General features: G+C 65.6%; 23 protein-coding genes. 6 read left to right on the top strand and 17 right to left on the bottom strand.

Annotation, left to right across the window (positions count from 1 at the left end; genetic code table 11):
* Positions 1-16 precede the first annotated feature (16 nt).
* The 5 genes from N2602_RS28570 to N2602_RS28550 are packed head-to-tail and all read right to left on the bottom strand — an operon-like array spanning position 17 to position 3,685.
* Positions 17-364 (bottom strand): hypothetical protein, encoded by a 348-nt coding sequence (locus N2602_RS28570; RefSeq protein ID WP_172785572.1) that lies wholly within the window; start codon positions 362-364, stop codon positions 17-19.
* Between the two features lie 25 nt (positions 365-389).
* Positions 390-1,199: a pentapeptide repeat-containing protein gene (locus N2602_RS28565; RefSeq protein WP_260380163.1), complete on the bottom strand. Its 810-nt coding sequence runs from the start codon at positions 1,197-1,199 to the stop codon at positions 390-392.
* A gap of 48 nt (positions 1,200-1,247) precedes the next feature.
* Positions 1,248-1,976: an ABC transporter ATP-binding protein gene (locus N2602_RS28560; protein WP_172785570.1), complete on the bottom strand. Its 729-nt coding sequence runs from the start codon at positions 1,974-1,976 to the stop codon at positions 1,248-1,250.
* Complete coding sequence (locus N2602_RS28555; protein WP_172785569.1) at positions 1,966-2,703, bottom strand: ABC transporter permease; 738 nt, start codon at positions 2,701-2,703, stop codon at positions 1,966-1,968. Before N2602_RS28555 ends, N2602_RS28560 begins: the two co-directional genes overlap by 11 nt.
* A gap of 1 nt (position 2,704) precedes the next feature.
* Complete coding sequence (locus N2602_RS28550; RefSeq protein WP_172785679.1) at positions 2,705-3,685, bottom strand: ABC transporter substrate-binding protein; 981 nt, start codon at positions 3,683-3,685, stop codon at positions 2,705-2,707.
* A gap of 87 nt (positions 3,686-3,772) precedes the next feature.
* Here N2602_RS28550 and N2602_RS28545 point away from each other — a divergent pair, with 87 nt between their 5' ends.
* Positions 3,773-4,132: a hypothetical protein gene (locus N2602_RS28545; RefSeq protein WP_260380162.1), complete on the top strand. Its 360-nt coding sequence runs from the start codon at positions 3,773-3,775 to the stop codon at positions 4,130-4,132.
* 174 nt (positions 4,133-4,306) lie between these two features.
* Here N2602_RS28545 and N2602_RS28540 read toward each other — a convergent pair whose 3' ends face one another.
* Entirely contained in the window at positions 4,307-5,125 is an 819-nt protein-coding gene (locus N2602_RS28540; protein WP_260380161.1) for a quinoprotein dehydrogenase-associated SoxYZ-like carrier, read from the bottom strand.
* A gap of 53 nt (positions 5,126-5,178) precedes the next feature.
* Positions 5,179-6,102 carry a quinoprotein relay system zinc metallohydrolase 2 gene (locus N2602_RS28535; RefSeq protein WP_212255277.1) on the bottom strand — a complete coding sequence of 308 codons (924 nt, stop codon included), beginning with the start codon at positions 6,100-6,102 and terminating at the stop codon, positions 5,179-5,181.
* A gap of 126 nt (positions 6,103-6,228) precedes the next feature.
* On the opposite strand from N2602_RS28535, the gene N2602_RS28530 reads away from it, so the two are divergent.
* Positions 6,229-7,113, top strand: a complete 885-nt coding sequence (locus N2602_RS28530; protein ID WP_260380160.1) for a substrate-binding domain-containing protein — start codon at positions 6,229-6,231, stop codon at positions 7,111-7,113.
* Positions 7,110-7,667 (top strand): PQQ-dependent catabolism-associated CXXCW motif protein, encoded by a 558-nt coding sequence (locus tag N2602_RS28525; protein WP_260380159.1) that lies wholly within the window; start codon positions 7,110-7,112, stop codon positions 7,665-7,667. Before N2602_RS28530 ends, N2602_RS28525 begins: the two co-directional genes overlap by 4 nt.
* A gap of 53 nt (positions 7,668-7,720) precedes the next feature.
* Here N2602_RS28525 and N2602_RS28520 read toward each other — a convergent pair whose 3' ends face one another.
* The 6 genes from N2602_RS28520 to N2602_RS28495 form a co-directional block, all read right to left on the bottom strand.
* On the bottom strand, positions 7,721-8,026 hold the full coding sequence (locus N2602_RS28520; RefSeq protein WP_172785563.1) for a copper-binding protein: 306 nt from the start codon (positions 8,024-8,026) through the stop codon (positions 7,721-7,723).
* 136 nt (positions 8,027-8,162) lie between these two features.
* Entirely contained in the window at positions 8,163-8,777 is a 615-nt protein-coding gene (locus N2602_RS28515) for a hypothetical protein (RefSeq protein WP_172785562.1), read from the bottom strand.
* The gene (locus N2602_RS28510) at positions 8,774-9,622 is read right to left on the bottom strand and encodes an ABC transporter permease (RefSeq protein WP_260380158.1); all 849 of its coding nucleotides are present in this window, start codon (positions 9,620-9,622) and stop codon (positions 8,774-8,776) included. Before N2602_RS28510 ends, N2602_RS28515 begins: the two co-directional genes overlap by 4 nt.
* Entirely contained in the window at positions 9,619-10,425 is an 807-nt protein-coding gene (locus tag N2602_RS28505) for an ABC transporter ATP-binding protein (RefSeq protein WP_172785560.1), read from the bottom strand. Before N2602_RS28505 ends, N2602_RS28510 begins: the two co-directional genes overlap by 4 nt.
* The gene (locus tag N2602_RS28500; protein WP_172785678.1) at positions 10,422-11,390 is read right to left on the bottom strand and encodes a YVTN family beta-propeller repeat protein; all 969 of its coding nucleotides are present in this window, start codon (positions 11,388-11,390) and stop codon (positions 10,422-10,424) included. Before N2602_RS28500 ends, N2602_RS28505 begins: the two co-directional genes overlap by 4 nt.
* Before the next feature lie 8 nt (positions 11,391-11,398).
* Complete coding sequence (locus tag N2602_RS28495; protein WP_172785559.1) at positions 11,399-12,580, bottom strand: ABC transporter substrate-binding protein; 1,182 nt, start codon at positions 12,578-12,580, stop codon at positions 11,399-11,401.
* Positions 12,581-12,640: 60 nt separating this feature from the next.
* Here N2602_RS28495 and N2602_RS28490 point away from each other — a divergent pair, with 60 nt between their 5' ends.
* Complete coding sequence (locus N2602_RS28490; RefSeq protein ID WP_172785558.1) at positions 12,641-13,210, top strand: DUF3280 domain-containing protein; 570 nt, start codon at positions 12,641-12,643, stop codon at positions 13,208-13,210.
* Between the two features lie 51 nt (positions 13,211-13,261).
* Here N2602_RS28490 and fghA read toward each other — a convergent pair whose 3' ends face one another.
* Positions 13,262-14,107 (bottom strand): S-formylglutathione hydrolase, encoded by an 846-nt coding sequence (gene fghA / locus N2602_RS28485; protein WP_172785557.1) that lies wholly within the window; start codon positions 14,105-14,107, stop codon positions 13,262-13,264.
* Between the two features lie 69 nt (positions 14,108-14,176).
* The gene (locus N2602_RS28480; protein ID WP_036007891.1) at positions 14,177-14,797 is read right to left on the bottom strand and encodes a response regulator transcription factor; all 621 of its coding nucleotides are present in this window, start codon (positions 14,795-14,797) and stop codon (positions 14,177-14,179) included.
* Between the two features lie 204 nt (positions 14,798-15,001).
* Between N2602_RS28480 and N2602_RS28475 the strand changes: the two genes are divergently transcribed.
* The gene (locus N2602_RS28475) at positions 15,002-16,354 is read left to right on the top strand and encodes a histidine kinase (RefSeq protein ID WP_260380157.1); all 1,353 of its coding nucleotides are present in this window, start codon (positions 15,002-15,004) and stop codon (positions 16,352-16,354) included.
* Positions 16,355-16,517: 163 nt separating this feature from the next.
* Positions 16,518-18,989 (top strand): TonB-dependent receptor, encoded by a 2,472-nt coding sequence (locus N2602_RS28470; protein WP_260380156.1) that lies wholly within the window; start codon positions 16,518-16,520, stop codon positions 18,987-18,989.
* A 66-nt stretch (positions 18,990-19,055) separates the two neighbouring features.
* Here the strand turns inward: N2602_RS28470 and N2602_RS28465 are convergent, their stop codons facing one another.
* Together N2602_RS28465 and N2602_RS28460 are read right to left on the bottom strand one after the other, a co-directional pair.
* Positions 19,056-20,081 carry an ABC transporter permease gene (locus N2602_RS28465; protein WP_212255287.1) on the bottom strand — a complete coding sequence of 342 codons (1,026 nt, stop codon included), beginning with the start codon at positions 20,079-20,081 and terminating at the stop codon, positions 19,056-19,058.
* On the bottom strand, positions 20,078-21,595 hold the full coding sequence (locus N2602_RS28460; RefSeq protein WP_260380155.1) for a sugar ABC transporter ATP-binding protein: 1,518 nt from the start codon (positions 21,593-21,595) through the stop codon (positions 20,078-20,080). The genes N2602_RS28465 and N2602_RS28460 overlap by 4 nt, the downstream gene beginning before the upstream one ends.
* Positions 21,596-21,616: the final 21 nt, after the last annotated feature.

The raw sequence follows: 21,616 nt of genomic DNA, 5'->3' as shown, positions 1-21,616 counted from the left end.
AGAATCGATTCAAGCGCTACTTGCTGCAGTCCTTCAAATCCTTGTCGGCAATCGAGAACACCGCGTCGGCCTTGATCTCGATGTCGCGGACGATGCACTGCCGTGCATTGGGATAGCTGACCTTAGCGTCGTAGCGGCCGGGCTCGATGCCGGTGATGCGCAGCCGCTCGTCGTGGTCGACCTCCTTATCCTTGTCATTCAGGCACTGGTTCGGACCCCAGTCGGTCCTGCCAGCGGGCGAGAGCTGGAAGCCGGAGATCGTCTCCGTCGTGAGATTCCAGAGCCTTATGCCCTTGCTCTTGGTCTGCGCGGCGGCTTCGCCGGCAAGCGTCAACAACGCGATCAAAGCAAGAACCCCACGCATCAGCCAGTCCTCCCAAAGGGCGCCGTCATTCCCTGATCAGGCGCTCGCGGTTCTTTGCCTTGTCGAAATTCTTGGCGCGGTCAAGGCCGTTCGGTGCGATCAGCTTCGCCGAGACGAGGTCGGCGCCGTCGAAATCGGCGTCGATGACGATGGCACCGGTCAGATCGGCTCCGCCGAGTTGGGCGTTTTTCAGTGATGCGCCGCTCAGATCGGCGCCCCTGAGGACTGCGAATTCGAGGTCGACGCGCGACAAATCGGCGTTGCGCGCGTTCAGCCGTTCCAGCTTGGCGGATCTCAGCACCGCGCGCATCAGCCCCATCGACTGGTTGCGCATATCGGCGCCAAGATGCGCGTCCGCGATCGAGGCGCCGACCAGGCTTGCGCCGGTGAGGTCGGCAGCGATGCGCGCTCCTGACAGGTTCGCGCCGTCGAGACGCGCGCGGGCCATTTGCGAGGCGAACAGATTGGCGCCCTTCAGGCTTGCGCCGGTAAGATCCGCATCCAGCAGCCACGCCTGATCGAGGATCGCACCGTCCAGCCTGGCGTCTCGAAGTATTGTCTTGTTGAGCCGCGCGGCGCGGAGAACCGTGTTGGACAGGTCCAGCCCGGAGAGATCGAGACCCGACAGGCGCTTGCCAGTGAAATCGGCAGGCTGCTTTGGGCTCGCTTTGGCCAACATGGCCTCGACCTCCGGCCTCGTCATTTCAGCCGAGACCATCGCGGGGGAGGTGAGGTCGACGCCACGCATCATGTCCTGCGCGCCCGCCGACATCGCAACCAGTGCGAGGCTAAGCGCTGCAAGACCAAGCGTTGCGAAGGCGACTGTCCGTGTCATCATCAGCTCCGCCGCCGGCCTAATCTAGCACGTCCGCCAGGCGAGCGGCTATGAGGCATCTCGCTCAGTGCGGTCGCCTTGAGTTCGTTGGGCGAGGCTGGCCTTGATCGCCGCAATCTCGGCCTCGCCGCGTGTGCCACGCGGGATGCCGATAGGCACCTCGGCCACGATCCGCGCCGGTCGCGGCGACAGGAAGAACAGCCGGTCGCCCAGGCGCACTGCATCGTCCAGGCTGTGTGTCACCAAAAGCGTCATCACTGGCCGGCTCGCGACGAGCGTTGCAATCTCATCGCGCAGCCGTCCGGCGAGAGCGTCATCGAGCGATGCCAGCGGTTCGTCGAGCACGAGAATATCCGGCTCGACGGCAAAGGCGCGGGCGAGCGCCACGCGCCTGGCCAAACCCAACGAGAGTTCACCGGGATAATGGTTGCGATGCGCTTCCAGCTCCAGGATTTTGAACAGCTCGGCGAGCTTGGCATCGGCGACACCGGGTGCCGCAAGCCTTACATTCTGCTCGACCGAGCGCCACGGCAACAGGCGCGGCTCCTGGAACACCATGCCGATCCGCGCCTGCGGCGGTCGCGCGACGTGGCCTGCAAAGTCGTGGTCCAGTCCGAGGATGATGCGCAGCATCGTGCTCTTGCCGCAGCCGGACGGGCCGATCAGCACGCCGACCTCACCGGATTGCAGCGCGAATTTGACCGGTGCCAGCACCTCGTGCGTTCCGCCCGCGGCACTCCGGAAGGTCTTGCCCGTGATGTCGACCTCAAGCCGCACGGGGGCGCCACCTGTTTGCGCGGGCTTCGAACGGCTGCACCAGCAAGGTTTCGATGACGAGCACGACGGCGGCGAATGTCAGGGAATAGGCCAGCAGCCGCGGCGTGTCGAACAGCTGGAAGGCGACGCCGATCTCGAAGCCGACACCGTTCGGCCGTCCCAGCAGCTCGGCGACCAGCACGATCTTCCACACCAGCGACAGGCCGGAGCGGGCAGAGGCCGCGATATAGGGCGCAAGCTGCGGCAGCACGACGTGGCGGAAGGCGCGCCAGCGCGGCATCGCGAACACGCTCGCCATCTCGTCGAGCGAACGGTCGAGAGCGCGCGTGCCCTCGCGCAAGGTGACGATGGCGGTCGGCAGCTTGTTGATGGCGATCGCCGCGATCGCGGCGGCCTCGGTGAGGCCAGCCCAGATATAGGCCAGCACGATCACGACCAATGCGGGCAGGTTGAGCAGCAGGATCAGCCAGGGATCGCCGAGCCGGTCGGCGAGCTTGACCCGGCCCATCAAATAGCCGATCGCGCTGCCGAGCGACATTGCCAGCGTGAAGGCGAGCGCGACGCGCGCCAGCGTGGCGCCGAGATGCAGGAACAACGCGCCGCTCGATGCTTCCGCTATCATCACCTGAAGCACCGCCGGCGGGGAGGGCAGCTTTGCGCCGCCGACGAGGAGCGCGGCAATCCACCAGATCGCGAGGAACAGGGCGAACGAGAGCAGGCGCAGCACCTCAGTCTCCGGGGACCGCGTGATAGAAGGTGCCGGGGTCGAGCTCGGCTGCGGGGCCGACGAGCTCGCGTCCGCCGATCTCGGCCAGCACGCGGTACAGCACGCGCGCGTCCGTTTCCTCATCATCAATGCTCCGGCGCGGAATGCCGTCGCGGTAGCGGTCGCGGTAGGTCTTGAGCAGGGCAGGATCGGTCGTGCCGGTGAGCGGCGCGACCTTGTCCCAGGCCGCATCCGAGGTCGTCAGCAGCTCCTTGGCCTTGCGGGTCATCGCGATGAACCGCGCGACCGCCTCCTTATGGCTCGCGGCCCAGCTCTCGTCGAAGACATAGCCGACTGCGGCGACCGCGCCTTTGGCGCCCAGCTTCGGCAAGATCTCCTCGATCCCGGCGAGGCGGCGAAAACCCTTGGCTTCGAGCTGGGCGCAGAAATTCCAGAAGTTGAGGCTCGCATCCATCTCGCCGTCCAGCGACTTGGCGGCGATCAAGGGCGGGGCGCCATAGACGATGGTTGCTTCCGACTTCAGGTCGATGCCGTCCTGCTTCATGCGCGCCTGCAGCAGCAGCCAGCTCTTGTCGATCGCCCCGCCGGCGACCGCGAGCTTGCGGCCCTTGAGGTCGGCAAGCGTCTTGATCGGCGAATTGGCCGGCACCATCACGGCGCCGAGCGCACTGGAATAGGGATAGAAGGCGAGCTTGGCACCGAGCGCGCGCTCGCGTGACACCCACAGCCAATCCGACAGGATGATGTCGGCGCTGCCGGCGCGCATCGCGATCTTGCCGGCCTCGGTGCTCGCGAGCTCGGTGACCTCCAGCGACAGGCCGGCCTCCTTGTCGAGGCCGGCGCTGCGGATCGCGGCCAGCTCCCACGAGAATGTTCCGGTCTTCTGCACCGCAAGGCGGATCGTGTCCGCGGCGCCGGCCGGTGCGACCAGCGTCAGCGCCAGCGCCGTTGCGAGCGCCAATATTCGTGCCAAAACTCTCATCACCTTGTGAGCCGTTTCCTCTGACAGAGTGCTTTTCAGCACAATACGCATAGCATAGCTTGGCTCGCAACCAGCGGGAGGACGCGCATGAATCTGGCCGGACGGCTACGACCGATTGTCGCCGCATTGGCGGTATTGGCGGCGACCGCGTGCGTGGCGCGGGCCGAGGAGGCCAATGACTATCCGACGTCGGCGCGCGCGGAGTATGTCTATGGCTGCATGAAGGCCAATGGCGAGAGCCGGCAGTCCATCGAGCAATGTTCCTGCTCGATCGATGTGGTCGCCTCGATCATGCCCTACGCGCGCTATGTGACCGCAGAGACCGCGCTCAGCATGTCCCAGGTCCGTGGCAATCTCGGCGTGCAGTTTCGCACCTCGGAGCAGGCGAACTCGGCGGTCAACGATCTGCGCCGGGCGCAGGCGGAAGCCGAGGTGAGGTGCTTCTAGCTATTGCGGCATAGACGGTGCGATCTTCCTTCTCCCCTTGTGGGAGAAGGTGGCGCGAAGCGCCGGATGAGGGGTATGTCACCGCGCGCTCATCTGTGGAGACATACCCCTCACCCGTCTCGCTGCTTACGCAGCGAGCCACCCTCTCCCACAGGGGGAGAGGGTAAGAAAGTCTCACGTCCCCGGCTTCTCCACGTCCCATTCATTGCGGAACACGTGCCCGTCCGTGTCCTTCGCTTCCGCGCGGAAACGCTTGGCGCCGTTGGAGACATAGGTGAAGCGCAGGTTGGGATCTTCCGAGATCGAGATGCCGCCTTCCATCGACAGCACGGGGCTGTCGTCCTGCGTCAGCTTGAGCTGGTTGATGAAGAAGGCGGGGATATAGAGCTGCGTGACCTGGTCCATCTGCAATCCGGAATTGTTGGGATGGCCGATCATGATCTGCGCTTCGCGCAACCGGCTGGCCGGACCGTCCTCACGGGCGAATTGCCGGTAGCGCATCTGGCCGAGCCGGTTCTTGGCTTCTTCCACGTTCTTTGCTGCCGGGGCCGAGCAGCCGCCGGAGGCCTTCACATAGACTTTCGAGACGTAGAGCTGGCCGTCGCTGAGCTCGGCCACGGCGTGCACGTCGGTGTAATTGTTGACGCGCACGCGGGTGGAGATTTCCGTGACATTGGCGTCCGGGCCGAGCTCGAACTTCGCTGCCATCGGCGCGGGGTTGCGGTCGATCACCAGCGTGATCGAACGGATGCGGCGGCTATCTGCGGGCGACAGCTTGCTGCGCAGCGTCACCGGCACGATGGCCGCATCCTCGGCGCGATAGGGCATCTCGATGCCGATCACCTCGGCGCCGTCGTTCATCGGCCGGTTGCTGAAGATGTCCTGCACCAGGCCCGGCCAGGGATCGTAGGCCTCTTCCGCTTGCGTCGGCACGGCGAAGGCGATGCCGAGGAGCAGGGCGATCAGGGGCAGGCGGCGTGTGCATCCCGTCATGGTCATGCTCCTTGGATCAAGCGAAGCTGATCTCTGCCAGGGTAGCGCGCCCGCTACTCCCATTCAATTTCCGAAAATGCTGCAGTTGCGTTGCGGGCGTTGTAGTCCTCGAACAGCTGCCAGTGCGGCCGCTCTTCCGTGGCCGCCTTGTCCGCAGCGGCGCGGATCGGCGCGCCCTTCTTGTTCAGGGCGCGGACGTCGGACAGCAGCGTTGACAGGTAACGCCGTTGATCGCTCAGCGCCGCAGGCCAGTCGCTCACGGGGCCGTGACCGGGAACAACGCGCAGCGCCGGGATCGTCTCCAACTCCTTCAGCGTAGCGAGCCAGCCGCGAATGCTGCCGTCCATCACCGGAATGTGGCGGAGAAAGACGAGATCGCCGGCAAGCAGGGTCTTGGTGGTCTCGTCGAACACGGTCAGATCGTTGTCGCTGTGCCCGGCCGGCCATGCCCTCAGGGTCAAGCGGCGCGATCCGAGATCGAGCGTCAGCGTGTCCGTCACGAGCAGGGTCGGTGGCACGATCTTCACGGGATCGATCAACTCGGCGCCCATGATGCGTCTGAAATTGTCGAGATAGAACGGCCCGCGGCTCGCCAGCGCCTGCGGCAGCTTGCTGTGGCCGACGAAGCTGGCTCCCTCCGCCACGAAGGCAGCATTGCCGAAGACGTGGTCGGGATGGCCATGGGTGTTGATGACATAGCGGATCGGCTTCTGCGTGCGCGCGCGCACCGCCGCCAGCAGCGCCTCGCCTTCGCGCAGGCTGCCGCCGGTGTCGATCACGGCCACCGCGTCATCTCCCACGATGAAGCCGACATTGGCGATGTCGCCCTCATTCTCGCGGCTCATCAGCGCGATGGTCCCGGAGTGTAGGAAGATTCCCGGCGCGACTTCGCTCACAGGCAATTCGGCCGCTCCGGCGCGTGCTAGCGTCGCTACTACCAGGGACAAGGCTGCGATCACGAGAGCGATGCGAGACACTTTTCCGCCTCAGTTCAAAGGATCGGCCTCATTGCACTGCAACAAAGCAAAGCCAGCAAAAGTTGGCACACGTGGCGCGTCATGCGTTGCATGGATAACATTCAAACAAAACGAGGAGGAAGCGCGATGACGCAGGCCGGACGACATCGTCGCTGGTGGTTTTCACTCTGCATCGTGATCGCATCCGGTGCGTTCGGCGATATCGCCATTGCGCAGACCAACGAGACCGGCGATCTCTCATTCGAGCTGGTCGACCCGAAGGTGCTGCGCGTCTGCGCCGACCCGCGCAACCTGCCTTTCTCCAACGAGAAGGGCGAGGGGTTCGAGAACAAGCTCGCCGAGTTCCTGGCGGACAAGCTGCAGAAGAAGCTCGACTACGTCTTCTTTCCGCAAGCGACCGGTTTCGTGCGAATGACGCTGGGCGCACATCGCTGCGACGTCATCATGGGCTTCCCGCAGGGCGACGACCTCGTGCAGGGCACCAATCCCTATTATCGCACGACCTATGCGCTGGTCGCGAAGACCGGCAGCGGGCTCGAGGACGTCGACACGCTGGAGGACGCACGCCTGAAGGGCAAGCATATCGGTATCGTCGCCGGCACGCCGCCGGCGACGAATATGGCGTTGGCAGGCCTGATGGGCGACGCCAAACCCTATCCGCTGATGATCGACACGCGCTTCGACAATTCGGCGCAGGCGATGATCGAGGACCTCACTGCCGGCAAGATCGACGCCGGCGTCCTCTGGGGACCGATGGCCGGCTATTATGCGAAGAAGGCCGGCGCCTCGCTGCACGTCACGCCGCTGGTGAAGGAGACCACCGGGCCGAAGCTGGTCTATCGCATCGGCATGGGCGTGCGTCCCGCCGACCAGAACTGGAAGCGGCAGCTCAACCGGGTCATCCAGGAGAACCAGGGCGAGATCAACAAGATCCTGCTCGATTTCGGCGTGCCGCTGCTGGACGAGAGCAATCGGCCGCTCGGCGCGGAGACTGCCAAGAAGGCGCCATGAGCCGGCCGCTTGCTGCGGCGTTCGTCGTTGCCCTGCTCGTGGTCCCGGCGTTGGCGCAGCAGCAGGAGCCGTTCGAGCCCGAGGGCTATCGCACCGACAATTATCGCGCGCCGGTGCCGGCGACGCTCGCTGGCGCGCGCGTGCTCACGACCGGAGAGGCGGAGGCGATCTGGCGCGCGAGCAGCGGCGCTTTCGTCGATGTGATGCCGCGCCCGCCGAAGCCGAAGAACCTGCCTGCGGGCACGGTGTGGCGTGATGCGCCGCGCAGGAACATTCCGGGCAGCCTCTGGCTGCCGGACACCGGCTACGGCAATCTGCCGCGCGCCATGGACGATTATCTCCAGCGTGGCCTTGCGCGCGCCTCGCGCGGCGACAAGGCCGCGCTGCTGGTGATCTATTGCCTCGCCGATTGCTGGATGTCCTGGAACGCAGCCAGGCGCGCATTGGCTTACGGCTATTCCAACATCGCCTGGTATCCCGACGGCACCGACGGCTGGGAGGGAGCAAAACTTCCGACCGAGGAAGCGCAGCCGGAACCGCGCCCGGACCAGTAGCGGTTGGGCGAAGTGCTCTGCCTGTCCCTGCAAGCGGGAGACGAAAGACGGTGTTACGGCTTCTGCTTCTGCAACTTCGTCAACGTGCCCGTACCGTTGGTCTCGGTCGCAGAATAGCTCACCCTGTCGCCGGCATGGACGGCGTCCAGCATCGCGGCATCCTTGGCCTTGTACTCCTGCAGCGCGCCGGCGCTGCCGGTGCTGGCGCCGACCGTGCCCTTCTGCGTCTGCTGGATCGAGATCGTGCCGTTGAGCCGATCGATCCGCGTGATCATCCCGGTCATGTCGTCAGCGAAGGCGCTGGTTGCGAGCATGCCGAGGACCGCGGCGCCCGCGAACATGAATCTTGTGGTTCCCATCGAGGCCTCCCGACGTCTGGAGTTCACTTCGACAAGCCATCATAAATCGATTTGGTTCCGGCAGATAGCGCGGCGAAAGGTTAACGTTGCTGAGGCGATTGCGGGAACTTTCCGTGAGCCGTCAGCCCAACTGACGCTATTCCATTTCCTGCTGGATCACGCGTCCGAGCGCGAACAGGCGCTGGTCGATCGAGGTTGGAACCTCGCAGACGAAGCGCACCACCTTGTGGCGGTCCTCGAAGATCCGGGTCTTCCAGATCAGCTCGTTGCTGAGCGCCTCGACCTTCGCCTCGTCACGCGGTGTGGCCCCTTGCAGGGCCTGGAGCTGAATCGTCTCTTCGCGGATCTTGTCGGCGGCATCGCGCTGCTTGCGGCTGACGCGTTCGAGCCCGTTCATGACCTGGGAGCGCTGGGCGTTGAGCGTGTCGAACAGGCCGGCGAACAGCAGCCTGGCGTTCGCACTCTTGTCGGCGGCGGAACCTGCGAGAAACTCCTTCACCAGCTTTTCCGCCTCATCCAGCGGCGTCTTGCGCGCCGCCAGCTTTGCGACGAGTGCGCTGATCCTGGCGTCGTCCTTCCATCTGTTCTGGACGTCGTCGAGCGGCGGACCGGCCCACACGGCGGCCAGCGAGATCTCCGGCACCTTGGCCTGGGTGCACGGCCAGTCCGGATAGCGGGGATCGGCGGCGTGCGCCGCCGTGCTCGCAACAGCGAGCACCAGGACAGCACTGGCCAGAACTCGAACAATCATCCTTCGCCTCCCGCAGGCCCGCGTCGCGCCAGCCCGCGCGAGGGATCATAGGCCAGGATCGCGCCGATCATGAAGGCGATTGTGCAGGTCGCGACCACCGCCAGCGAGATCCAGTTGACCTGGCCATACAGCGCGAAGCGGATCAGCTCAACCGCGTGGGTGAACGGATTGGCCTCGCACAGTAAGTAGAGATAGGGGCTGCCCTCCTGCACCCGCCAGAGCGGGTAGAGCGCGGAGGAGGCGAAGAACATCGGGAAGATCACGAAGTTCATGACACCGGCGAAGTTCTCCAGCTGCTTGATGCCCGACGAGATCAGCATGCCGAGCGAGCCCAGCATCAGCCCCGAGAGGATCAGCGCCGGCAGCACGGTGAGATAGCCCTGGGGCGATGGGGTGATGTCCCAGAGCCAGGCGATCAGCAGGAACGCATAAACCTGGAGCAGCGATACCGCGGTGCCCGCGAGCAGCTTGCAGAACAACAGGAAGCCCCGCGGCAATGGGCTCACCAGGAGCGTTCGCATGTTGCCCATCTCGCGGTCATAGACCATCGACAGCGAGGACTGCATGCCGTTGAAGAGCTGGATCATCGCCATCAGCCCGGGGGCGATATAGACCTCGTAGAGGATGTAGGTCTCGTAGGGCGGGATGATGGAGATGCCGAGCACCTGGCGGAAGCCGGCGGCAAAGATGAACAGCCACACCAGGGGACGCACCAGTGCCGAGACGAAGCGCTCGCGCTGATGCAGGAAGCGCAGCCCCTCGCGCCAGACGATGCCAGTGAGGCAGGTCATGTACTCGGAGAGCGAAAATCCCCGCGGCGCCTCGCGCGTTGTGATGCTGCTCATGCGCCGCCTCCAGGCATGGTTTGCGCGCCGGTCAGGCGCATGAAGGCGGTGTTGACGTCCTGCGCACCGGCCTCCGCGACGACGCGGCTCATCGGCCCCTGCGCCAGCACCTTTCCCTGGTGCAGCACCACGAGATCGTCGCTGGGCATGATCTCGTCGAACAGGTGCGTGGCCCAGAGCACGCCGATGCCTTGCTCGGTCACGAGCTGGCGGACGTGGCTGATGATGTCGGCGCGCGCCTTGACGTCGAGACCGACGGTCGGCTCGTCGAGCAGCAAGAGGCGCGGCCGATGCAGCAGCGCCCGCGCGATCTCCAGCCGCCGCATCTGTCCGCCCGAGAGGTCGCGCACCTTGCTCGCGGCGCGATCGGCAAGGCCGATGCGCCCGAGCAGCTCGGCGCTGCGCGCCGAGGCGTCGCGGCGGCCGATGCCATGCAGCGCGGCGTGATAGAGCAGGTTCTGCGTCAGCGACAGGTCGAGATCGAGCGTGCGCGGCTGGAACACGACCCCGAGCAGCCGCAGCGCCTCGCCGGGGCTCTTGCTGACGTCGTGCCCGAAAATGCCGACGCGGCCGGACTGGATGCCGAACAGGCGCGTGATCAGCGAGAACAGCGTGCTCTTGCCGGCGCCGTTGAGTCCCAGCAGCGCCGTGAAGCTCGCGGGCTGCACATTGAAGGACACGTCCGTCAAGGCGCGCCGCAGACCATAGGCATGGCTGACGCCCTCGATCGACAACGCCGGCACCGTGGCCGCTCCCGGTCTCGGCGTCTGCTGCGGTTCGGCGATCGGGGCAGGGCTGGTCATGGCGCGATCGCAATGCCCCAGGGCAGTTCGCCCACCTGAATGGTCTTGATCACTTTTTGCGCGGCAACGTCGATGACGGAGACATCGTTCGACACGCCGTTGGTGGTGAGCAAATATTTCTCGTCCGGCGTGAACGCCATGTGCCAGACCCGCTGCCCGACCAGGAGATATTTCGTCACCTTGCGCGAGGCGACGTCGACCACGGCGATGCGGTTGGCGGGGCCGAGCGCGACGAAGGCGGTCTTGTCGTCCTTGGTCATGCCGATCCCGACCGGCTGGATCGCCTCCTTCCGCAGGCCCGGGATCTCGAACGTGACCTTGCCGATCACCTCGTGCTTTTTGGGGTCGATGATCGAGACGGTGCCGCCGATCTCCGAGGACACCCAGACCTCCGAAGAATCGTGCTTGTACTCGGCAAAGCGCGGCCGCGCGTCGACCAGCACGTTGGCGACGATCTGGCGCGACGACGTGTCGATGAAATGCGCCATGTTGGTTGTCTCGGACGTGTTGATCAGCGTCTTGCCGTCCGGGCTGATGGTCATGCCCTCGGGCTCGACGCCGACCTGGATATCGCCGAGCCGGGTGCGCTTCTCGAGGTCGATCACCGTCACCGTGTTGTCGTTCTCGTTGGCGACATAGAGGATCTTGCCGGCCGCATCCTGCGCGAACAGCTCGGGGTCGGGTCCGGAGGGCAGGCTGTCCACCACGCTTTGCGTCTTGGTGTCGATCACCTGGATGGTGTCGTCGTCACCGACCGCGACCATCACGAACTTGCCGTCGCGGGTGAAATCGATGCCGCGCGGACGCTGGCCGACCTTGATGGTCTTGGTCACGGTCCAGCTGTCGGTATCGATCACCGAGACCGTGTTGCTCTTCTCGTTCGAGACATAGGCGATGAAAGCATGCGCGGGCGCCGCGGCGAACGCCAGCCCGGACAGAAGCCCCACACGCCACATGCGCAACATCTGCGTCCTCATTTCAGCTTGCATTTGCTCTCCGGGCGATCGTAGCCGAGCGTGTCGAGCTCGGAGACCTGGTGCAGGAATCCTTCCTGCGGCGACACCGATACCACCATGCGGCCGTCGACCAGGAGGATCGGCTGGCGCAGCTGCCAATTCCAGTCGCGCAAGGTCAGCCGCGTGCCCTTGAAGGCGGCGACGGAGAAATCCGGGCCCTTGATGAAATCGGTGACCTTCTTGACCTCGCCGGAATTGGTGCGCGAGGTGGCTTCGCCGATCATGCGCACCGCGGTCCAGGCCTGCATGTCGAGCGCGGTCATCCGCCGCGAATTCAGCTTGATGAAGCGGTTCTGCATCTGGATCGCGCCCCATTGGTCCTGCGATGCGTCCCAGCTGCGCGGCACGAGGCCGGCCGAGCCGGCGACCGGACGCGGATCCCAGGTGCGATAGGGCAGATAGGCGCCGAACACCTCACTCTCGTCGGCGGCGACCAGCACGTCATAGGCCGGCGCCTGTTGCGTGAAGACAGGAATCTGGCGCTGGATCTGCGTCACGCCGCTATCGGTGCGCCGCGCGCCGCCCTTGTCCTCGAAGGTCCGCTCCTGCACGATCTTGGCACCGAACCGCGCCGCGGTTCGCCGGAGCGCATCGGCGAACAGCCTGTCCTCGTCGTGCGAGCCGACCACCAGCAGCCAGCGCGACCACTTCTTCCACACCAGATATTGGCCGAGTGCGTCCGCCAGCATCGCGCGCGTCGGCGCGGTGTGGATGACGTTGGCGCGGCAATCGGCCTCGCGCAGCCGCTCGTCGATCGCGCCGGCGTTGAACAGCAACGTGCCGCGGTCGCGCAGGGCGTCCGCGGCCTTCAGAAGCGCATCGGCGGGGAGGTCGGCGATGATGAAGCCGTTCTTCTCGGCGAGCGCGGTCGCAGCCTGCGCCACGTCCTCGCCTTCCCTGATGCGGCGCTCCTCCAGCGTGAAGCGCTGGCCGGTGAATTTCCCGGTGGTGTTGTTGTCCTCGATGGCAAGGCGCGCGCCGGCGACGCCGTCATTCTCGGCGGGCTGCTCGACCAGCGACAGCGTCGATCGGGTGCCGGCGATTCCGAGATAGCCGACGCCGACCGTGACGGGATCGGCCGCAAGCGCGCTCGTCGCCGCAAGACCAAAGCCGATCAGGCCGGCCAACCATCGGATCATGTTTCCTCCAGACGATCTCCCCGGCTTGACCGCCGGTGAAGAATTGTCTCTGCTTCAAGCATGACCAAATTGTCAGGCCATGCAACCCCGCATTTCGTCCCCGCGCGCGCACGGCCGGGAATAACGATCATGCGAGCATTGTTGGCGATCGCGGCTTTGCTGTTGACGGGCGCGGCCGCGCTCGCCGACCCGCCAAAACTCGCGGTGTTCGATTTCGAGCTGATCGACACCAGCCTGCCGGGCGAGTTCTACGGCTCCAAGCCGGAAGAGGCGCGACTCGTGCGCATCAGCGAGCAGCTGCGCAAGGAATTGGCAGAGTCGGGCAAGTTCCAGGTGCTCGACATCGCGCCGGTGCGGGAGGCCGCGCGTCACGCGAACCTGCAGGCCTGCGGCGGCTGCGACCTCAAGCTCGCCGGGCAGCTCGGTGCCGATTTGGAGATCACCGGCCTCGTGCAAAAGGTCTCGAACCTGATCATCAATCTCAACGTCTATCTGCGCGATGTGAAGACCGGCAACATGATCACCGCCGCCAGCGCCGACATGCGCGGCAACACGGATGAATCCTGGTCGCGCACCATGAGCTATCTCATCCGCAACCGCCTGCTGGCGCCGAATTACGGTAAGCCATGAGGTCTTCGCCTCTCCCCGTAAGAACGGGGAGAGGGGGAGGAGAGAGCAAGATCACGCCGTCAATCTTGCCGCATGCCAGTGCAGGTGGTCGCTCATGAAGGTCGAGATGAAATAATAGCTGTGGTCGTAGCCCGCCTGGCGCCGCAGCGTCAGCGGGATGCCGGCCTTGGCGCAGGCGGCCTCGAGCAGCTCCGGCTTGAGCTGCTCCTTCAGGAAATTGTCGGCCTCGCCGACGTCGACCAGGAAGCCGGAGAACTTGGCGCCGTCCTCGATCAGCGCCACCGTGTCGTGGTTGCGCCAGGAATCCTTGTTCGGCCCGAGATAGCCGGACAGCGCCTTGATGCCCCAAGGCACGAGCGAGGGCGCCACGATCGGGGCAAACGCGCTGGCTGCGCGAAAGCGGTGCGGGTTGCGTAGCGCCACCGTCAACGCGCCGTGGCCGCCCATCGAGTGCCCCATCACCGATTGCCGCCTGGCATCGACCGGGAAGTTCTCCGCCACGAGCTTCGGCAGCTCGTCCGTGACGTAGCTCCACATGCGATAGTTGCGCGCGAACGGCTCTTGCGTGGCGTCGACATAGAAGCCGGCCCCGAGGCCGAAATCATAGGCGTTGTTGGCATCGCCTGGCACGTCGGGCCCGCGGGGTGAGGTGTCGGGCGCGACGAAGATCAGGCCGAGCTCGGCGCAAGCCTTGCGGAATTCGCCCTTCTCGGTGACGTTGGCATGCGTGCAGGTGAGCCCGGACAGGTACCAGACCACGGGCAGTTTGGCGCCGTCCGCATGTGGCGGGATATAGACCGAGAACACCATGTCGGTTCCGGTCGCCTGGCTGGCGTGGCGATAGACGCCCTGCACGCCGCCATGGGATTTGTTGGTCGAGACAGTCTGAATCGTCATGCCGAAAGACTCCGTGGCATCTCACCACATCAAGATTGCAACGCTTGTGTGACTGAATTTGTGGCGTCGTCAGGCGACGCCGCTGTCGATCGCCAGCCGCACCAGTTCGACCGAGGTCTTCACCCCGAGCTTCTGACGCATGATGGACGAGGTATTGGCGACCGTCTTGTAGGACGATTGCACCAGCCAGGCGATCTCGGACAGGCTCTTGCCGGCGCTGAGCAGCCGCAGGATCTCCATCTCGCGCGCGTTCAGCTTCGACAGCGGGTTTTGCGCCAGCGTCGGCCCCGCAAAGGCGATGCTGCGCGCGATCGCGGTCGGAAGGTAGGTGCCGCCGCTTCCGACGGCGCGGATCGCCTCGACGAGGTCGTCGGGGTCGCCGGTCTTGGAGACGTAGCCCTTGGCGCCGCACTCGATCGCGCGCGCGGCGAAGGCGGGGTCGTCATTCATGCTGAACATGATGATGCGAGCCTCGGGCGCACGCTCGAGGATGCGGCGCGCGAGCTCGAATCCGGAGACGGTCGGCAGATTGATGTCGATGATGCAGAGGTCTGGACGTTCGACGATGAAGACGCACTCGCCGTCCTCGGCGTCGGCGGCCTCAAGAATCTCGATCTCGCCTTCGTCGGCCAGCACGGCACGGCAGCCGGAGGCGACGATGGGATGATCGTCGACGATCAGAATGCGCATGGGCGTTCCTCGCGACAGCCACGTCCCCTGGAGCTTGCCTGTTCTGCGCCGCACGAGGCTGACCGGACAAGACGCGCGTCTCGTGTCGCCTCATGCAACCCGGCCGGGATTGCTGTACGCTTCCGATTAGATATCGGGCGGTTCGGCTCTGTCAACGTCATCGGACAGGCGTGGCCAACCCTTCGCGAGGCACGAGCGAGACCAATGTGGCAAAATCTTTCCTTGCGCGGGCGCATCAATCTCTTGCTGGCGTTGCTGCTGGCACTGGGGCTCGCGGTCAATATCGGCCGCCAGGTCGCCGAGGCCGGCCCGCGCGTGCAGGCCGAGGACCAGAGCGTAATCCGCCTCGCGCGCGAATTCATCGAGATGATCGTTGCCGATCTCAACGAGGCGCCCGATCCGGATGCCAGGCTGAACCAGATCGCCCGCGATCTCAGCCGCCTGCGCCATGTCAGCATCGCGCTGCACGATTCCGGTGGGAACCCGCTGACGGCGCCCCGGCTTGGCGCCGATGGCGACGCGCGCGGCCCGCCGGCCTGGTTCGTCAGCCTGGTTCATCCCGAGCAGACCGCGGTCAGCGTGCCGGTCTCGATCCGCGGCAAGCCCGGCTCGCTCGTGATCACCTCGCACCCCGACGACGAGATCGCCGAGATCTGGGACGGCATCGTGACCCAGCTCGAGGTCGGCTCGGTGGTCGCGCTCGCGCTGTTTTTCCTGATGATGAAGGTGGTCGGCCGTGCCCTGGCACCGCTGCAGTCGCTGGCGGAGGCCATGGGCAAGCTCGAAAGCGGACATTACGAGGCCCGTGTCGCGCCGGGCGGCGCGCCGGAGCTTGCCGCGATCTGCACCAGGCTCAACCATCTTGCCGCGACACTCGGTGAAGCGGTCGAGGAGAAGCGGCGCCTTGCCGAGCGTGCCGTGTCGCTGCAGGACATCGAGCGCAAGGAGATCGCGCGCGAGCTGCACGACGAGTTCGGGCCCTATCTGTTCTCGCTCCGCGCGCATGCGAGCGCGCTGGCGAAGCAGGCGGACGGACGCGAGCCGAGTGCGGATGCGGTGCGAAAACACGGCAGCGCCATGCTGGAGCAGATCAATGCACTTCAGCAGTTCAACCGCCGCGTGCTGGAGCGGCTTCGGCCCGTGGGCCTTGCCGAGCTCGGCCTGCGCCAGGCGCTCGAATCCCTGTCGCGGCTGTGGCGGGAGTCGCGTCCCGACGTCGCGATCGAGACCTCGATCTCGCCGGCGCTGGGCGCAACCGGCGAGACCGCCGATCTCACCATCTACCGCATCGTGCAGGAGGCGCTCACCAATGTGTTCCGCCACGCCGGCGCGACCTCGGTCAGCGTCGTCATCGAGCCGGTGGAGCAGGCCGGCGGCCGCGGCTGTGCCCGGGTGCGGGTCAGCGACAACGGTCGCGGCATGGAGCCGGGCCAGAAGCTCGGCTTCGGCCTCGTCGGCATGCGCGAGCGGATCCTGGCGCTGGGGGGCACGCTCAATGTGGTCTCCGGTGACAGTGGTGTGACCGTGGAAGCGCTGGTGCCGACGGCGGCAACCTGATCGCACCCGAAACGATCGGGAAAAATTCCCGATTTGGTCGGGAAAACGGGTGCGGATTGGACCCGACCTTTTGTGGCTGGCGTCCCCAATGCGGCCGAATAAACTCGCCTCGACCAATCGGCGGAAATCAAAACAGCCGGTGGTCGCGGATGGGAAGGCGGGGATGGGCAAGGTTGATTCGTTCAAGCGTGGTTTGTTGATGGCCTCGGTGTCGACCGGGCTGGCATCGGGCTTGGTGTTTGCGAGCCCTGCCGGGGCCGCGCCGGACGAGGAGACCAACGTCCAGAACCTGCCGCCGGTCGAGGTCTCCGCACCACCGCCGGCGACGCGGCGCGCGGCGCCGTCGCGACCGGTTGCGCGCGTGGGGGCGCCGTCGTCCGCCGCGCCGAGGACACGGATCTACGTCTATCCGACCTCGCCGGGCATCGGCCGCGGTCTCGACGTCGACAAGGTCCCGTCGGCGATCAATGCGGTCGATGCCAACCAGATCAGGCGCACGGGTTCGCTGAACGTCGCGGACGCGCTGCGCGACAACATCGCCGGCGTCAACATCAGCGAGGTCACCGGCAATCCGTTCCAGCCGGATGTCGAATTCCACGGCTTCGTCGCATCGCCCGTGACCGGCACGCCGCAAGGCCTTGCGGTGTATCAGAACGGCGTCCGCATCAACGAGGCGTTCTCGGATGCCGTCAATTGGGACCTGATCCCCACCGCGGCGATCAGGTCGGTGACGCTGGTGACCAACAACCCGGCCTTCGGCCTCAACGCGCTCGGCGGCGCGATCAACCTGCAAATGAAGGACGGCTTCACCTCTCAGGGCACCGAGCTCGACCTCATGGGCGGATCGTTCGGCCGCGTCCAGGGCTCGGCGCAATGGGGCAAGCAGGTCGACCAGAACTACGCCGTCTATGCCGCGCTCGAAGGCCTGCGCGACAACGGCTTCCGCAATTTTTCCCAATCGACGGTGCGGCGCTTCTACGGCGACGTCGGCTACAGGGCCGGCGACAGCGAATTCCACGCCAATATGGGCGTCGCCAGGAACGATTTCGGCGCCAGCGCCACCGTGCCGGCCGAGCTGCTCGACAAATATTGGGGCGCGACCTACACCACGCCGCAGACCACCTCCAATCGCGTCGGCTATCTCAACCTGACCGGCAAGGTCGAGGCGACGCCGACCTGGACGCTCGAAGGCACCGCCCACGTGCGCAGGTACGAGCAGAAGGTGGTCGACGGCAACCCGACCGACGTGCAGGAGTGCGGTGCGGACCCGGCGCTGCTGTGCTTCGGCAATGACACCACCGCCGCGAACGGCGCGGGTGGCGTGCAGCTTGCCAATCCCTTCGCGCCGGGCACCATCCTCGGCGAGATCGACCGGGGCTCGATCCGTTCGACCACCCTCGGCGTGTCGGGGCAGGCGACCAACACCGATCAGCTGTTCGGCCACGACAACCGCTTCGTGATCGGCGCCACCTACGATGCCAGTGTCACGCGCTACAACGCCACCGCCGAGATCGGCTCGATCGGAGAGAACTACGTCGTCAGCGGCAGCGGCGTCTTCCTGGGCCCGACTCCCACGGCAAACCCGGTCGCCGGCCCCGTCTCGCTGCGGACCGTCAACCAGTACAACGGCCTCTATGCGATGGACACGTTCAACGTCACGGATGCTTTCGCCATCACGGGCGGCGGTCGCTTCAACGTGGCGCGGATCTCGCTGGAGGACCAGCTCGGCACCGCGCTCAACGGCGATCACACCTACACCCGCTTCAACCCGATCATCGGCGGCACCTACAAGATCACGCCCGAGCTGACCGCCTATGCCGGCTATTCCGAGGCCAATCGCGTGCCGACGCCGCTCGAGCTCGGCTGCGCCGATCCCGCCAGGCCCTGCCTGCTCGCGGCGTTTCTGGTCGCGGATCCGCCGTTGAAGCAGGTCGTCTCCAAGACCGTGGAAGCCGGTTTTCGCGGCACCAAGGAGCTGAACATCGGCACGCTCGGATGGAAGGTCGGCGGCTTCCGTGCCACCAATTATGACGACATCGTAGCGGTGCCCGTCGTCGGGCGGACCGGCTTCGGCTATTTCTCCAATGTCGGCCGCACCCGGCGGCAGGGGCTCGAAGCCGAAGTCAGCATCAAGTCGCCCACGCTGCAGGTCCAGGCGAGCTATGCGTTCGTCGATGCGCGCTTCCTTGATCCGCTCGAGCTCGGCTCGGAGAGCCCGTTCAGAGACCCTGCCACCGACACCATCCAGGTCAGGCCCGGCAACCAGATCCCCGCGATCCCGCGCCACCGCGTCAAGGTCGGCGTCGACTACGCCGTGACCGACGTCTGGAAGGTCGGCGGCAACGCGCTGTTCGTCTCCAGCCAATATCTCGTCGGCGACGAGTCGAACCAGTTCGCGAAACTGCCGTCCTACACGGTGTTCAATCTCCACACCTCCTACCAGGTGACGAAGAACATCCAGCTCTATGGCCGCGTCGACAACATCTTCGACAAGCGCTACGCGACCTACGGGCAGTTCTTCGATACCGGGGCCTTGCCCAACTTCACCAACGGCGGCAATGCCTTCACCGACCCGCGCTCGCTCAGCCCGGCACGGCCGCGCGCGTTCTACGCGGGGATGCGGGTGACGTTCTAGATATTTTGGAGCGTCCTCTCTTGGATGGCCGTCTATGTCGACGACAGGCCCGCGAAACCCTCGCCTTCACTCCACCTTCACTCGCTCGAGCGGCGCCGCAGCGACGCTCGCCTGCTCCCGGCCTTTGGCCACTCCCACGCGTTGGCGTCGGTGCACGAGATACTGATCTCCGAGCACGCCGATCAGGATGACCGTTCCCATCACCGCGAAATTGAGCGAGCTCGGAATGCCCAGCAGGTTGACCAGATTCTGCAGCACCTGGAGCAGCACGGTGCCGAGCACGACACCGATGATCGAGCCTTCGCCGCCGCGCAAGGAGCAGCCGCCGAGCACGGCGGCGGCGATGGCGTAGAGCTCGTAGAACGAGCCGTGCACGGCGGGGGAAATCGAACGGGTATACATCGCGATCAGGATTGCCGAAAACGCTGTCAGCCCGCCACAGATGACATAGGCCGAGACGATCACGCGGTTGGTGCGAATGCCGGAATAGCGTGCCGCTTCCTCGTTCTTGCCGACGGCAAAGAGATAGCGGCCGAACACCGAGCGGTGAAGCACCACCCAGGCGATCACGGCCACCACGGCGAGCGCCACCACGCTGTGCGGCAGCGGAAAGCCGAGCACGTTGGTGCGGCCGGCGGCCAGCCATTCCAGCGTCGGAAAGCTCGCGCCGAAGCCGAAGCCAGCCGTCGCGTCCTCGGTGTAATAACGCGCCGCGCCGCGATAGATCAGGAGGCCGCACAGCGTGACAACGAAAGGCTGGATCCGCATCCGGGTTGCCAGCGTGCCATGGACGAGGCCGATCACGAGCCCGGCCGCGACGATCATCGCGAGGGCTACCACCCAGTTGACGTCGTGATTGACGATGAGGTCGATGAACAGGACCCCCAGCAGTGCGATCACCGAACCGACCGACAGCTCGATCCCGCCGATGATGATGATGAAGGCTTCCGCGATGGAGAAGATGCCGAACAGCCCGATCTGGTTGGCGGTGTTGGAGAGATTGCCCACGAACAGGAATCTCGGATTGATCAGGGCGACGACGGTCCCGACCACCAGAATCAGAACGAGAAGGCTCAGGTCTTTCTTGCTCAAGGTCCCTCCGCCGCGATTGTGTGGCCAACGGCAAGCTGCAGCACATTGTGCTCACTGAACTGGCTGCGATCAAGGAAGCCCGAGATCGCGCCCTCATGCATGACCGCGAGGCGGTCGCTGACGCCGATCACCTCCTCCATGTCGCTGGAGATCATCAGGATCGCCACGCCGGCATCGGTCAGGCGGCGCAGCATGCCGTAGATCTCCTGCTTGGCTCCGACATCGACCCCGCGCGTCGGCTCGTCGACAATCAGCACCTTCGGCTGCATCGATAGCCATTTGGCGAGCACGACCTTCTGCTGGTTTCCGCCCGACAAAGAGCCGACGACGGTCTTGACGTCGGGCGCGCGGATCTTGAGGCGCTCGCGCTGACGCACCGCATTCTCGTTCTCGCGCGCGCTATCCACCAGCCAGAAGCGCATATAGGAGGCCAGATCCGGCAGCGAGATGTTTTCGGTGATCGAGACGTCGAGCAGCAGGCCCGCGCCCTTGCGGTCCTCCGGAACAAGATAGATGCCTTGCTCGATGGCGGCCCGCGGGCTTGCGATCCGGATCGGCTCGCCATCGAGTCGTATCGCGCCGCCGCGCAATCGGTCGATGCCGAAGAGGGCGCGCGCGAGCTCCGTGCGGCCGGACCCGACGAGACCGGCAAGTCCGAGGATCTCGCCGCGGCGGACCGACAGGCTCACGGCGCGGCCGGGATAGGTGTCGGTGACCGCATCGACGATATCGAGCACGCTGTCGCCAGGCGGCGCGGCCGGCGGAACGTAGAGCGATTTCAGGTCGCGGCCGATCATCAGGCGAATCATCGCCGCCGGAGAGAGTCCCGCACGTGTCAGTGCGCCGACCACGCGCCCGTCGCGCAGCACGACCGCGCGGTCGGCGCATTGCATCACCTCGTTGAGCCGATGCGTGATGAAGATGACGCTGACTCCGTGGGCTTTCAGGCTGGCCACGGTCCGCATCAGGCGGTCCGTCTCGGCGAGTGTCAGGCTCGAGGTCGGCTCGTCCATGATGACGAGACGAGCATCGAGCGAAAGCGCCTTCATGATCTCGACGAGTTGGCGCTGCGCCAGCGACAGTTCGGCGAGCGGCGCATCGGCCGCGAAATCGCAGCCGAGCCGCTCCAGCAACGGCGCGACATCGGCATACATCCGTTTGCGGTCGATCAGCCGCAAGGGCCCGCCGTGCACAGGCTCGCGGCCGATGAAGACGTTGCCGGCGACATCGAGATTGTCGAAGAGGTTCAGTTCCTGATGGACGAAGGCGATGCCCGCCTTGATCGCGTCCGCCACGGTGAGCGAGCCTCGCGCGACGCCGTCGACACGGATGACGCCGCCGCTCGGCTCGACGACCCCGCCGAGCACGCGCATCAGCGTCGACTTGCCGGCGCCGTTCTCGCCGATCAGCGCAACGACCTCGCCGGGCGACACCTGGAGACCGACGTGGTCGAGGGCGACCACGCCTGGATAGCTCTTGCTGATGTCGACCAGCTCGAGGAACGGTTCTGGCATGGTAGGCTGCGCGGCGGGCAG

Origin of the sequence: Bradyrhizobium sp. NC92, assembly GCF_025200865.1 — a bacterium.
GTDB lineage: Bacteria > Pseudomonadota > Alphaproteobacteria > Rhizobiales > Xanthobacteraceae > Bradyrhizobium.
Note: the sequence above shows the minus strand (reverse complement) of the source record. Positions and strands in the feature narration are given on the sequence as shown.

Excerpts from the sequence above, each read along its gene's own strand:
- N2602_RS28495 (WP_172785559.1), bottom strand. The coding sequence starts at position 12,580 with ATGATCCGATGGTTGGCCGGCCTGATCGGCTTTGGTCTTGCGGCGACG.
- N2602_RS28550 (WP_172785679.1), bottom strand. The coding sequence starts at position 3,685 with ATGAGAGTTTTGGCACGAATATTGGCGCTCGCAACGGCGCTGGCGCTG.
- N2602_RS28520 (WP_172785563.1), bottom strand. The coding sequence starts at position 8,026 with ATGGGAACCACAAGATTCATGTTCGCGGGCGCCGCGGTCCTCGGCATG.
- N2602_RS28570 (WP_172785572.1), bottom strand. The coding sequence starts at position 364 with ATGCGTGGGGTTCTTGCTTTGATCGCGTTGTTGACGCTTGCCGGCGAA.
- fghA (WP_172785557.1), bottom strand. The coding sequence starts at position 14,107 with ATGACGATTCAGACTGTCTCGACCAACAAATCCCATGGCGGCGTGCAG.
- N2602_RS28505 (WP_172785560.1), bottom strand. The coding sequence starts at position 10,425 with ATGACCAGCCCTGCCCCGATCGCCGAACCGCAGCAGACGCCGAGACCG.
- N2602_RS28500 (WP_172785678.1), bottom strand. The coding sequence starts at position 11,390 with ATGTTGCGCATGTGGCGTGTGGGGCTTCTGTCCGGGCTGGCGTTCGCC.
- N2602_RS28525 (WP_260380159.1), top strand. The coding sequence starts at position 7,110 with ATGAGCCGGCCGCTTGCTGCGGCGTTCGTCGTTGCCCTGCTCGTGGTC.
- N2602_RS28540 (WP_260380161.1), bottom strand. The coding sequence starts at position 5,125 with ATGACGGGATGCACACGCCGCCTGCCCCTGATCGCCCTGCTCCTCGGC.
- N2602_RS28490 (WP_172785558.1), top strand. The coding sequence starts at position 12,641 with ATGACCAAATTGTCAGGCCATGCAACCCCGCATTTCGTCCCCGCGCGC.
- N2602_RS28460 (WP_260380155.1), bottom strand. The coding sequence starts at position 21,595 with ATGCCAGAACCGTTCCTCGAGCTGGTCGACATCAGCAAGAGCTATCCA.
- N2602_RS28515 (WP_172785562.1), bottom strand. The coding sequence starts at position 8,777 with ATGATTGTTCGAGTTCTGGCCAGTGCTGTCCTGGTGCTCGCTGTTGCG.
- N2602_RS28470 (WP_260380156.1), top strand. The coding sequence starts at position 16,518 with ATGGGCAAGGTTGATTCGTTCAAGCGTGGTTTGTTGATGGCCTCGGTG.
- N2602_RS28530 (WP_260380160.1), top strand. The coding sequence starts at position 6,229 with ATGACGCAGGCCGGACGACATCGTCGCTGGTGGTTTTCACTCTGCATC.
- N2602_RS28545 (WP_260380162.1), top strand. The coding sequence starts at position 3,773 with ATGAATCTGGCCGGACGGCTACGACCGATTGTCGCCGCATTGGCGGTA.
- N2602_RS28565 (WP_260380163.1), bottom strand. The coding sequence starts at position 1,199 with ATGACACGGACAGTCGCCTTCGCAACGCTTGGTCTTGCAGCGCTTAGC.
- N2602_RS28510 (WP_260380158.1), bottom strand. The coding sequence starts at position 9,622 with ATGAGCAGCATCACAACGCGCGAGGCGCCGCGGGGATTTTCGCTCTCC.
- N2602_RS28480 (WP_036007891.1), bottom strand. The coding sequence starts at position 14,797 with ATGCGCATTCTGATCGTCGACGATCATCCCATCGTCGCCTCCGGCTGC.
- N2602_RS28475 (WP_260380157.1), top strand. The coding sequence starts at position 15,002 with ATGTGGCAAAATCTTTCCTTGCGCGGGCGCATCAATCTCTTGCTGGCG.